Annotated in this window: 10 protein-coding genes; 4 read left to right on the top strand and 6 right to left on the bottom strand. The window is 77.9% G+C overall.

The window, feature by feature from the left end; genetic code table 11:
* Positions 1 to 881, bottom strand: an 881-nt coding sequence (locus FA014_RS13990; RefSeq protein WP_328288202.1) for an ABC transporter ATP-binding protein, incomplete at its 3' end; no start/stop codon positions are given.
* Positions 882 to 1,021: 140 nt separating this feature from the next.
* On the opposite strand from FA014_RS13990, the gene FA014_RS13995 reads away from it, so the two are divergent.
* On the top strand, positions 1,022 to 2,215 hold the full coding sequence (locus FA014_RS13995; protein ID WP_154730274.1) for an NAD(P)/FAD-dependent oxidoreductase: 1,194 nt from the start codon (positions 1,022 to 1,024) through the stop codon (positions 2,213 to 2,215).
* Positions 2,216 to 2,246: 31 nt separating this feature from the next.
* Entirely contained in the window at positions 2,247 to 2,747 is a 501-nt protein-coding gene (locus FA014_RS14000; protein ID WP_154730275.1) for a glutathione peroxidase, read from the top strand.
* A gap of 98 nt (positions 2,748 to 2,845) precedes the next feature.
* Here FA014_RS14000 and FA014_RS14005 read toward each other — a convergent pair whose 3' ends face one another.
* Together FA014_RS14005 and FA014_RS14010 are read right to left on the bottom strand one after the other, a co-directional pair.
* On the bottom strand, positions 2,846 to 3,523 hold the full coding sequence (locus FA014_RS14005; RefSeq protein WP_154730276.1) for a GOLPH3/VPS74 family protein: 678 nt from the start codon (positions 3,521 to 3,523) through the stop codon (positions 2,846 to 2,848).
* An 86-nt stretch (positions 3,524 to 3,609) separates the two neighbouring features.
* The gene (locus FA014_RS14010; RefSeq protein WP_154730277.1) at positions 3,610 to 7,227 is read right to left on the bottom strand and encodes an ATP-binding cassette domain-containing protein; all 3,618 of its coding nucleotides are present in this window, start codon (positions 7,225 to 7,227) and stop codon (positions 3,610 to 3,612) included.
* An 83-nt stretch (positions 7,228 to 7,310) separates the two neighbouring features.
* Between FA014_RS14010 and FA014_RS14015 the strand changes: the two genes are divergently transcribed.
* Positions 7,311 to 8,063 carry a VOC family protein gene (locus tag FA014_RS14015; protein ID WP_154730278.1) on the top strand — a complete coding sequence of 251 codons (753 nt, stop codon included), beginning with the start codon at positions 7,311 to 7,313 and terminating at the stop codon, positions 8,061 to 8,063.
* A gap of 27 nt (positions 8,064 to 8,090) precedes the next feature.
* Here the strand turns inward: FA014_RS14015 and FA014_RS14020 are convergent, their stop codons facing one another.
* The 3 genes from FA014_RS14020 to FA014_RS14030 are packed head-to-tail and all read right to left on the bottom strand — an operon-like array spanning position 8,091 to position 10,675.
* Complete coding sequence (locus FA014_RS14020) at positions 8,091 to 8,720, bottom strand: response regulator (RefSeq protein ID WP_154730279.1); 630 nt, start codon at positions 8,718 to 8,720, stop codon at positions 8,091 to 8,093.
* Positions 8,717 to 10,108 (bottom strand): sensor histidine kinase, encoded by a 1,392-nt coding sequence (locus tag FA014_RS14025; RefSeq protein WP_154730280.1) that lies wholly within the window; start codon positions 10,106 to 10,108, stop codon positions 8,717 to 8,719. The genes FA014_RS14020 and FA014_RS14025 overlap by 4 nt, the downstream gene beginning before the upstream one ends.
* A gap of 30 nt (positions 10,109 to 10,138) precedes the next feature.
* A complete protein-coding gene (locus tag FA014_RS14030) occupies positions 10,139 to 10,675 on the bottom strand; it encodes a hypothetical protein (RefSeq protein WP_154730281.1) in 537 nt (178 codons plus the stop codon).
* Positions 10,676 to 10,901: 226 nt separating this feature from the next.
* Between FA014_RS14030 and FA014_RS14035 the strand changes: the two genes are divergently transcribed.
* On the top strand, positions 10,902 to 11,483 hold the full coding sequence (locus FA014_RS14035) for a dihydrofolate reductase family protein (protein WP_154730282.1): 582 nt from the start codon (positions 10,902 to 10,904) through the stop codon (positions 11,481 to 11,483).
* The last annotated feature ends 60 nt before the right edge of the window (positions 11,484 to 11,543 follow it).

An 11,543-nucleotide genomic window follows, 5' to 3' on the forward strand; every position in this document is an offset into this window, starting at 1 on the left:
ACCGCGGCGACGGCCACCGCGCCGCCGGCCGCGCCGACGAACCCGCGGTGGCCGTCGGGGCGGGCGCCGCGGCCCTCGACGCGGCGCAGCAGCAGCCGCGGCGCGTGCACGCTGACGTGCCCGGTCCCCGCGTCGGCCCGCACCACGATGTCGATGTCGTAGACCTCGCTCAGCAGCTCGGAGGTCAGCGCGCGCTCGGGCGCGCCGTCGGCGACCACCCGGCCGCCGTGCAGCACCAGCACCCGGTCGGCGACGGCAGCGGCCTGCTCGAGGTCGTGCAGCACCACGCCGACCGCGACGTCGTGCTCGTCGGCGAGGTTGCGCACCAGCTCGAGCACCTCGACCTGGTACCGCAGGTCGAGGTGGTTCGTCGGCTCGTCGAGCAGCAGCACGCCGGTGTCCTGGGCCAGCGCCGAGGCGAACCAGACCCGCTGCACCTGGCCGCCGGACAGCGCGTCCACGTCGTCGCCGGCGAGGTCGGCGATGCCGGCGAGCTCCAGCGCCCGGTCGACGGCGGCCCGGCCCTCGGGGTCCGTCCCGCGCCAGCCCTGCCGGTGCGGGTGCCGCCCGAACTCGACCGCGTCCCGCACGGTGATCCCGGCGGGCGTGGGCCGGGACTGCGCGAGCAGCGTGACCCGGCGGGCGAAGTCGCGGGCCGACAGCGCGTCCGCGTCCCCGTCGGCGACGGTGACCCGGCCGGACGACAGCCGCTGCAGGCGGGCCATCCCGCGCAGCAGCGTCGACTTGCCCGAGCCGTTCGGCCCGACCAGCGCGGTCACCCGGCCCGCGGCGAGCTCGACGCTCGCCCCGGTGACGACGGGGTCGCCGCCGTAGCCGATGCTGACGTCGGCGGCGGCCATCGCGGCAGGGTTCACGGGCACGACCCGGACATTAGCGAAGGCTTACCTCATAAGTCCATCCGCGTCCGCCGTGTCGCGCTCCCGTCCCCCGCGGGCGCGCCGCCCCGCCCTCGCCTACCGTGGCCGGGTCCGGTCCCCGGCAGACGGAACGTGGTGCACACATGAGCGGTCCCCGGCGGCACGACGTGCTCGTCATCGGCGGCGGCAACGCCGGGCTGTCCCTGGCCGGGCGGGTGCGGCGGGACGGGTGCCGCGACGTCGCGGTCGTCGAGCCGCGGTCGGTGCACCACTACCGCCCGCTGCTGTCCTACGTCGCCTCCGGCACGGCGACCCTCGCCGACCTGCGCCGCCCCCAGGACGAGGTGGTCCCCTCGGGCGTGCGCCGGTACGCCGGCACGGTCGCGTCGGTCGACCCCGCCCGGTCGGTCGTCGTCCTCGCGGACGGCACGGAGCTCGGCTACGGCGACCTCGCCGTCTGCCCGGGGTCCGAGGTCGACTGGGACGCCGTCCCCGGCGCGCGGGAGGCGGTGGCGACCCCGCACGCGGCGACCAGCTACCTGCCCGAGCAGGCCGAGAAGACGTGGACGATGCTCTCGGCGCTGCGCGCGGGCCGCGCGGTGTTCGCGCTGTCCGACCGGCACGTGCCCTGCTCCCCCGTCGGCCTGAAGCCCATGTTCGCCGCGCTGGACGTCTGGCGGCGCACCGGGGTCCTGGGGGACATCCAGGTCGAGCTGCTGGCCGAGGGGCCGCACCTCGTCCGGCACGCCGAGGCGGACCGCCGGCTGCGGGCCGCGGCCGAGGAGTACGGCGTCCGGGTGCGGCTGCGCACCGCGGTGACGTCGGTCGACGCCGGGGCGCGGACCCTGACGGCGGCCGGCGACGGCGGGCTCGAGGAGGTCGGCTACGACGCGCTCTACCTCGCGCCCCCGCACCGGGCGTACGGCTGGATCGCCGACAGCGACCTGGCGGCCGGCGACAGCGAGGGCTTCGTCGCGGTCGACCCGGAGACGCTGCAGCACGTCCGGCACCCCCGCGTCTGGGGCCTCGGGGACGCCGCGACGGTCGGGACGCTGCCCTCGGGCGGCGCGCTGCGGCGCCAGGTGCCGGTCGTCGCGCACAACATCCAGGCGCGCCGCACCGGCCGGACGATGCACCGGTACGACGGCTACTCCGTCGCCCCGGTCACCACCTCGCGGCGCCGGCTGCTGCTCGCCGAGTTCGACCGCGACGGCCGGCCCGAGCCGTCGCTGCCGTTCCCGGATCTCGCCCGGCCGCGGCCCGGCCTGCTGCTGTTCGACCGGTACCTGGAGCCGCTGATCTACTGGCACAAGCTCCTCCCGGGTCGCGTCTCCTGACAGGCGGCCCGGCCGGTGGCAGGGTGAGGGCGTGCAGATCGACGACATCCCGGTCCGGACCCTCCGCGGCGAGGACACCACCTTCGGCGCGCTGACGGCGGGGCGCGTGGCCCTCGTGGTCAACGTGGCGTCCCGGTGCGGGCTCGCGCCGCAGTACGAGCAGCTCGAGGCGCTGCACCGGTCCTACGGGGCCCGCGGCTTCACCGTCGTCGGGGTCCCCAGCAACCAGTTCCTGCAGGAGCTCGGGTCGTCCGACGCGATCGCGGAGTACTGCTCGGCGACCTGGGGCGCGACCTTCCCGATGCTGGAGAAGACCCCCGTGAACGGCCGGCACGCGCACCCGCTGTACCGGGCGCTGCACGACGTCCCGGACGACGCGGGCAAGGCGGGTCGGATCACCTGGAACTTCGAGAAGTTCCTGGTCGCGCCGGACGGGCGCGCCCGCCGGTTCCGCCCCCGCGTGCTGCCCGACGCGCCCGAGGTGGTCGCGGCGATCGAGGACCTGCTGCCGGAGCGCACCCCGGGGGCGTGACCTCGAGCCGCCCGCGCGCCGACGCGCGCCCGGCTCTCGATGCGGGCCGGGGCACCCGCACCATCTCGGGGCTCCGCAGGTGACGGCTCCGGTCCGGGTCAGCTGCCGGCGGCCGTCACGACCGTCGTGGCCGTGATCGCCGCGGTCATCGCCGCGGTCGACGCCGTGATCGCGTCCTGCACCGCCTTCGCGGCCCAGGCGCCCTCGGCGACCTGCTTCGCGCGCCGCCGGACGTCCCGGGCCGGCACTCCCCCGCGGTCGACGACCGACGGCGCCAGGCTCAGCGCGTGCAGCAGCGCCACGAGCGCGCCGGTGCGCGGGTCCGGGTCGAGACCCTGCACGAGCACCGCGGCGAGCCGCGCGCGGACCTCGTCCTCGTGGCGCCCGTCCGCCTCGGGCCACCGGGTGCGCGGGAACAGCCCGAGCACCCGGTCGTCCTCCCGGCGCAGGATCCCGCGCTCCGCGAGCCGCGCCGTGAGCGCGTCGCGCGCGCCCTTGCCGAGCCGGTTGACCAGGTCGGAGGCGGAACGCTCGCGCTCGGCGACCCGCCGGAGCGCCTCCGCCAGCACCGGGTCGGCCACCGTCGCGCCCGGGGCGGCGGCGACCTTCGCGCCGGACCAGATGCTGGTGCGCTCCCGGACGTGCACGGCCTCGTCGAGCGCGAGCTCCAGCAGCAGCGCGCCGCCCAGGGCCACGTCGACGTGGCTCGACGTGGCGGTGCCCTTGCGGTCGTCGAGCAGCAGGAGCAGCAGGTCCTCGGCGATCAGCGTGGTCATGCGGCGAGCCTAGCGACGGGCCCCGACTCGCACGCCGCCCGGCCCGCACGCCGACCCGGCCCGCACGCCGCCCGGGTCGGCCCGCCTCACCCCGCCAGGTGCCCCCACCGCGGCGCGAGGTCGCGCCACGGCCCGACCGCCACCACGGCACCCTCCTCGAGCACCACGACCCGGTCCGCCCGCGCGAGCGCCGCCCGCTTGGACGTCGCCCCGACGACGGTGGTGCCACGCTCGCGGAGGGCGGTCCACAGCTCGATCTCGGTGCTGGCGTCGAGCGCGCTGGACACGTCGTCGGCCAGCAGCAGCTCCGACTCCGTGGCGAGCGCGCGGGCGAGCGCGAGCCGCTGCACCTGGCCGCCGGACAGCCGCACGCCGCGGTGCCCCACCAGCGCGTCCGGGCCGCCCGCCTCGGCCACGTCGGTGGCCATCCGCGCCGCGGCCAGCGGCCCCTCGACCGCGCGGTCGTGGTCGAGCCGCACGTTGTCGGCGAACGTCCCGGACAGCACGCGCGGCACCTGGGCGACGTGCGCGACCCGGCCGGGCCGCAGGAACTCCTCGGCGTCGGCGACGTCGGCGCCGTTCCACCGGATCCGGCCGGTGTGCGCCATGAGCCCGGCGAGCGCCGACAGCAGGCTGGACTTGCCCGCGCCGACCCGCCCGAGCAGCAGCACGAGCTCGCCGCGCTCGACCGTGAGGTCCACGCCGGCGACGCCGATCGTGCCGTCGTCGTGCACGGCGCCGACCCCGCGGAGCTCCAGCCGGTCGAACCGGTCGCGCTGGTCGGGTGCGGGCGGCGGGGCGACGCCGGCCTGCAGGTCGACGCCCGGCTGCTCGTCCACGAGGTCCGCGCCGGCCGCGAACGACGCGGTGGCCTGCTGCCAGGACCGGGTGCCGGGGGCCTCGGTGACGACCGCGCCGGCGACGACGCCGAACCAGTTGAACCCGGCGACCGCGCCCGCGACCAGCAGCGTGCTCGCGAGGTCCCAGACCCCGGCGAGCAGCGCGCCCCAGGCCACGACCGCGCCGACCTGCACCATGATGATCGGCACCCCGTCGAGCACGGCCTGCACGCGGTGCTCGAACACCGCGGCCTGGACGCGACCGTCGTCGACCCGCCGCAGGTGCGCGTGCACCTGCGGCGTCCGGGCCGCGAGCTTGACCGTGCGGGCGGCGTCGAGCGCGGAGACGAGCGAGCGCCCGAAGCCCGCGCGGGCCGCGGCCGACCGCGTCGCCGAGCGGCCCGCGACGCCGCGACCGGCGAGCGCGCACGCGGCGCTGACGACGAGGACCGCGAGCAGCACGGCGCCCGCCAGCAGCGACCAGCTGAGCACCGCCGTGACCGCCACCAGGACGAGGCCGTTCACCAGGTCGACCCAGCGGTCGGCGTACCGCACGAACCGGTCCGCGTCGAGCGCGCGCGCCACGACCTCCCCGGGGGGCGTGCGGCGCAGCCGGTGCTGCCGGGTCTGGCCGACCAGGACCGCCAGCCGGACCCGGAGCAGCAGCTCGATCCACCACTTCGGGTACAGCCGGAACGCCAGCGAGCTGCACGGGGCGACGAGCAGCAGCGTGATCGCCAGCGCCACGACGAGGCCCGTCGTGGGCTCCCCGGCGCGCAGGCCCTCGACGGTGTGGCCCCAGAGGTAGCCGGTCACGGCGCCCTGGGCCGCGAACAGGCTGGACAGCAGGAAGAGCAGACCGCCGAGCAGGCCCCAGCGCGGCTTCACGACGAGGGCGTGCGCGATGCCGCGCGCGAGGCTCGGACCGGTGCCGGGGTCGCGCAGCGCGGGCGGCGGGCCGGTGCGGCGCCGCGCGCCGACCTCGGTGCCCGCACCCGCCGCCTCGACGTCCCCGCGTCCGGCCCCGGGGACCTCCGCGTCGGCGCCCTCCGCGCGCTCCGTCCCGGCGCCCTCCGCGCGCTCCGTCCCGGCGCCCCCGTCGAGCACGCCCGCGTGCCCGTCGGTCCGGCTCGCCGTGAGCAGCGCCCGGAACGGCCCGTCCTCCCGGGCGAGCACCTCCCGCGCACCCTGCTGCACGACGCGCCCGTGGTCGAGGACGACCACCTGGTCCGCGCGGTCGACGGTGCCGAGCCGGTGCGCCACGAGCACGCCGGTCCGCCCGCCGAGCAGGCGCTCGGACGCCGCGACGACGCGCGCCTCGGTCAGCGGGTCCATGCGCGCGGTCGCCTCGTCGAGCACGACCACCTGCACGTCCCGCACCAGCAGGCGCGCGAACGCGACCAGCTGCTCCTCGCCCGCGGACAGCGAGGTCCCGCCGGGGCCGAGCAGCGTGTCCAGCCCGTCGGGCAGGCCGGCGACCCAGTCGGTGAGCCGCAGCTCGCGCACGGCGGCCTCGACGTCGGCGCGCGGCACGTCGGCGAACAGCGTGATGTTCTCGGCGAGCGTCCCGGCGAGGATCTCGGTGCGCTGGGTGACCACCCCGACGGCGGCACGCAGGTCCTGCAGGTCGAGGTCGCGCACGTCGGCGCCGCCGAGCAGCACCGACCCCGGCTCGGGCTCGACCGCGCGGGACAGCAGGGAGGCCAGGGTCGACTTGCCGGACCCGGTCCGCCCGACGAGCGCGACCGTCCGCCCCGCCGGGACCCGCAGGTCGACCCCGCGCAGGGCGAAGGTGCCCTCGGCGTAGGAGAAGTGCAGGTCGCGCAGCTCGAGGTCGAGAGGCCCCGTCGGCACCGGCCGCCCGCCGGCCGGCTCGGGCTCGGTGTCGAGCAGCTCGCGGATGCGGACGAGGGCGCCGATGCCCTCCTGGACGTCCGGCAGGTGCCGGGCCAGCATGTCGAACTGCCCCACGAACGACGCGGTGACGAGGAACAGCGTGACCAGCCGCGCGACGGACAGGTCGCCCGCCCCGGCGAGCACGACGCCGGCGACGACGACGCCCGCGAGCAACGCGTGCAGCAGGGTCCCGGCCCGGGCGGTCATCCGGGTCTCCACGGCCAGCACCCGGTCGAGCATCCGGTGCACGACGGCGGACGCCTCGGCGAGCCGCCGGACGGCGAACGCCTGCCCGCGGCTGGTGCGCAGGTCGTCGCGGGCGGCGACCGCCTCCTCGAACGCCGCGGCGTTGTCGGTCCAGGCGCGCTCCTCGACCACCTTGCGGCGGGCGATCTCCCCCAGCGACGGCCGGACCACGAGCACGGTGATCCCGCCGAGCAGCGGGAACAGCACCCAGGCCGGCCACCAGGTCAGCCCGCCGACGATCCACAGCGGCACGCAGCCGACCACGGTGCGCCCGAGCCCCCACACCTGCCGGCGCACGAGCGTGCCGACCGCGTGCGTGTCGTCGTCCACCCGGTCGAGCACCTCCCCGACCGCCTGCTCGGTGAGCGTGCCGAGCGGCTGGTGCAGCGCGGCGCTCAGCAGGTCGCCGCGCAGCCGGCCCTCGGCGCGGTCCACGACCCCGGCCCACGCGACCTGCCCGACGGTGTCGACCAGCGCGGAGCCGACCAGGCACACCGCGAGCAGCCACAGCCCGGCGGAGGTCGGGTGCTCGGCGATGTCGCCCGCGACGACGGTGCCGAGCGCGGCACCCACCGAGGCGATGGTCAGCGCGACGAGCGCGAGCCCGGCGACGGGACCGCGCAGGCGGCGCCAGTCGAGGCGGCGGGAGGGGTCGGCGGGCGCGCGCGTGCCCCGGTCGGTGGTGGTGTCGACCGGGGGCGGGGCGGTGGTGGTTCCGAGCATCGTCCGTCGACCCTAGGACCCGGCACCCACACGCCCCTACCGGTTTTCGCCGCCGGGTCGGCCGGTGCCGCTACGGTCGGCGCATGATCCGCTGGGCCACCGCCTTCCTCGACGCCACCGCCGCGGACTGGGACCGCACGCTCGCGTTCTGGCAGGCCGCGACCGCGACGACCCTGTCCCCGTCCCGCGGGCCCGACGGCGAGTTCGTGACGCTCGTCCCCGCCGACGGCGACGCGTTCCTGCGCGCCCAGCGCGTCCGCTCGGGGCCGGGCGGGGTGCACCTGGACCTGCACGTGGACGACGTCCGCGCCGCGGCGGACGCGGCCGTGGCGCTCGGCGCGCGCGAGCTCGCCGCCTCGGACCACGTCGTGCTGACCTCGCCCGGCGGGCTCGCGTTCTGCGTCGTCGCCGACCCCGCGGGGCGCCGCCCCGCCCCGGCGACCTGGCAGCGCCCCGCGGGCGGGTCGCACGCGAGCCTGCTCGACCAGCTGGCGGTCGACGTGCCGGCCGAGCACGAGGAGACCGAGCGGAGGTTCTGGTCCGCGCTCACCGGCTGGCCCGCGCGGACGACCGCGCCCGGCGCCTCCCTGGTGCCCCTCCACCGGCCCGACGGCATGCCGCTGCGCCTGCTGCTCCAGCGCCTCGACGAGCCGACCGGCCCGGTCCGCGCCCACCTCGACCTGGCGTGCTCCGACCGCACCGCCGAGACCGACCGGCACGTGGCGCTCGGCGCGCGGGTCGAGGCGGTGCGGGAGCACTGGACGGTCCTGGCGGACCCCGCGGGGCGGCGGTACTGCCTCACCGACCGCGACCCGGTCACCGGCACGCTCCCCTGATCCCGGGACGCGCTCCGGGGCCGGGCCTCACGCCTCCGGCAGGTGCTCCCGGGCCCACAGCGCCGCGCTCGTCCGGTCCGCCACGCCGAGCAGCCGGAACACGTGCCCCACGTGCACCTTCACCGTCCGCTCCGCGATCCCGAGCTCGCGCCCGATCTGCTTGTTCGCCAGCCCGCGCGCCAGCAGCCGCAGCACGTCCCGCTCCCGCGCGCTCAGCCGGTCCGCGGGTCGCGGCGCGGCGGACGGCAGCAGCGCCCCCGCGACCCGGGGGTCGAGGGGCGAGTACCCCTGCGCGGCGGACCGCACGGCCGCGACCAGCTCCTCCGGCTCGCAGTCCTTCAGCAGGTAGCCCACGGCCCCGGCGGCGACCGCCGCGGACACCCGGCCGTGGTCGGAGAACGACGTCAGGACGACGACGCGCGTCGCCGGACGCACCCGGAGCACCTCGCGGGTCGCCTCGACGCCGTCGGTCCCGGGCATCGACAGGTCCATGAGGATCACGTCCGGGGCCAGGTCCGTCGCCAGCGCGACGGCGGCGGCGCCGTCGGCCGCCTGGCCGACCACCCGCATCCCGTCCGCGGCGTCGACCAGCCCCGCCAGGCCCGAGCGCACCAGGTGGTGGTCGTCGGCGAGCAGCACGGTGATGTCCTCGGTCATCGCACCTCCACGTCCGGGTCGACGGCGAGCCGCCAGCGGGTTCCCCCGCCGGGCGCGGACGCGACGGACAGGTCCGCCCCCGCCGCGGCGGCGAGGTCGCCGAGCACCCGCAGGCCGAGGTGGCCCTCGGGCGGCTCGGCCAGGGTGGCGGCCGCGTCGAACCCGGAGCCGTCGTCGGCGACCTCCAGCACCAGCAGCCCGGCCTCCCGGGACAGGGTCACGCGCACCTCGGCCGCGCCGGCGTGCGCCACGGCGTTGCGCACCGTCTCCTGCGCCACGCGGTAGACGAGCTGCTGGGCGTCGACGCCGACGTGGGCGAGGGCGTCGTCGGGGGCCTCGACCACCACCCGCACGCCCCGGGACGCGAGCCCGCCGGCCAGGTCCGCCAGCGCGGCGCCGAGCCCTGCGGTCCGCAGGCTCGGCGGGTAGATGTCGACCAGCAGCGACCGCAGCCCGCGGATGCTCGTCCGCACGGTGCCGCTCGCCGCGCGCACGTCCGCCGCGACGTCGGCGGACCCGGCCCGCTCCGCGCGTTCGGCCGCCCCGGCGAGGGCGAACGACGACGCCGCGAGCTCCTGCACCACGCCGTCGTGCAGGGTGGCGGCGATCCGGCGCCGCTCGGCTTCGGACGCGTCGACCGCGCTGCGCAGCAACCGCTCCCGCTGGTCCTGCCCGCGGCGCAGCCGGTCGAGCAGCGTCCACAGCACCGGCAGCAGCAGCACCAGGAGCAGCAGCAGGCTGGTCACGGTGATGCCGGCGAACCCCCGCCACACCGCGGCGGCCCGCTCGGTGACGACGTCGTACCGGCTGTAGGTCTCGAACAGCAGCACCGTGCCGTCCGGCGTCCACACCGGGCGGTACACCTCGAGCAGCTGGCCCTGGTCCCGCTCGTAGCGGTTCTCCGGCTCGTCGAGGTCGCTCACGTCCGCCTGCGTCGCGGGGTCCGCGAGGACGGCGCGCTCCTCGTCCCCGAGCGGGAACGTCTCGCCGATCAGCCGCGGCTCGTCGGAGTACACGATCCGGCCCCCGGCGTCCCACAGCTTCACCCGGACGACCGCGTCGCCGAGCACCCGGTCCCGCACCACGGCGTCGAGCGCGGCCAGCGCGTCCGGGTCCCCGGTGACGACGCCGTCGGTGAGGGCCGGCTGCACCACCGCGTCGGCGAGCAGGTCGGTGCTGCGCGCGGCGTCGTTGACCGACTCCTGCTCCGCGATCCGCCGGCTCGCGCTCAGCCCCAGCACCGCGACGAGCACCAGCACGACCGCGGCCGCGGCGCCGACCTGGAGGAACACCCGCCAGGTGCGGACCGGCGCGGCCGGGGCGGCGGCGGACGCGCCGCGGCTGAGGACGACACGGCCGTCCTCGGCCGCGGGCGCGGGCGTCTGCACAGGCGCCACCCTAGGTGCTGCGGGCACGGGTCAGTCGTCGCTGCCGTGGCCGCCGTGCCGGCCGCCGTGGTCGTCCCCGGCCCCGTCGTCGGAGCCGGACGAGCCGGAGCCGGAGCCCGAGCCGTGGTGGCCCGAGTCGTCGGCGCCGGACGACCCGCCGTGGTGCCCGGAGTCGTCGCCCGGCACGGCGGGCGCGGCCGGCGTCGCCGGGGTGGCCGGGACGGCAGGCACGGCGGGTGCCGTCCCGTTCACCCGGCGGTCGTCGCCCGGCTCGAACCGGTCGTCCCGGTCGGCGCGGCCGCCGCGGTCGTCCGGCACGGCGGAGGGCGACGCGGAACCGGACGGCGTCGCGTCGTCGGACGCGGCGCCGCCGCCCGCGCGGCGGTCGTCGCCGGCCTCGGTGCGCAGGTCGCGGTCGGTGGCCCCGCCGCGGTCGTCCGCGGCGGGCGCCTGGCTGGGCACCGCGACCGGCACCTCGCGGCTCAGGCTGGGGTTGGCGGTGAGGCCGACGACGGCCGGCACGATCGCCAGCGCGGCGGCGGCGGTGAACACCAGGGTGCGCTTCACGGGGACTCCTCGGGTGGGGGTGGATCCGACACCACAGTTGTCCCGCGTCGCGGGTCTGCCGCGCGATCGGACGTTGGTACTAGTACCCGGCGCCCTGCTCGCGCGGCCGCCCCCGCGGGCACCCTCTCGTCAGGGCACCGGCGCGGGCGCTAGCCTCGGCGCGCCGACGGCGGGGACGACGGCGACGACGGCTCCCCCGCGGCATCCCCGAGCGGAGGAGGGCCCCGTGGGCACGGTGATCATGTACGGCTCGGTGTCGTTGGACGGCTTCGTCGCCGACGAGGACGACCAGCCGGGGCCGCTGTTCGACTGGCTGACCCACGGCGACGTGCCGCTGGACGACTCCGGCGCGCTGACCGTGTCGCAGGCGTCCGCCGACTACACCCGGGCGTACTGGGACAGCATCGGCGTGACGGTCGTCGGGCGGCACGTCTTCGACCTGACGGACGGCTGGGACGGGACGCCGCCGAGCGGGGTCGGGCACGTCGTCGTCGTGACGCACCGCCCCCCGCCCGAGGGCTGGGACCCGGCGGCGCCGTTCCACTTCGTCGACGGCGTCGAGGCGGCGGTCGCGCGGGCGCAGGAGCTCGCGGGCGACCGGGTCGTCGAGGTCGCCGCGGGCGACGTCGGCGGCCAGGCGCTCGCCGCCGGCCTGGTCGACGAGGTGCGCATGGACGTGGCGCCCGTCGTGCTCGGGTCCGGCAAGCGCTACTTCGGGTCGGCCGGCGGGACGCACGTGCTGGAGGACCCGGACGAGGTGGTCGCGGGCAGCCGGGTGCTGCACCTGCGGTTCCGGGTGCGCCGCTGACGTCCCTGCGCCCGGGTCGCCGAGCGGCCCGACCGCGGGGGCCGGCCCGGCCGCCCGGCG

Origin of the sequence: Cellulomonas hominis (assembly GCF_005239125.1) — a bacterium.
GTDB classification, from domain to species: Bacteria; Actinomycetota; Actinomycetes; order Actinomycetales; family Cellulomonadaceae; genus Cellulomonas; species Cellulomonas hominis_A.

Coding starts and splice junctions, on each gene's coding strand:
- FA014_RS13995 (WP_154730274.1), top strand. CDS start 1,022: ATGAGCGGTCCCCGGCGGCACGACGTGCTCGTCATCGGCGGCGGCAAC.
- FA014_RS14005 (WP_154730276.1), bottom strand. CDS start 3,523: ATGACCACGCTGATCGCCGAGGACCTGCTGCTCCTGCTGCTCGACGAC.
- FA014_RS14010 (WP_154730277.1), bottom strand. CDS start 7,227: ATGCTCGGAACCACCACCGCCCCGCCCCCGGTCGACACCACCACCGAC.
- FA014_RS14015 (WP_154730278.1), top strand. CDS start 7,311: ATGATCCGCTGGGCCACCGCCTTCCTCGACGCCACCGCCGCGGACTGG.
- FA014_RS14020 (WP_154730279.1), bottom strand. CDS start 8,720: ATGACCGAGGACATCACCGTGCTGCTCGCCGACGACCACCACCTGGTG.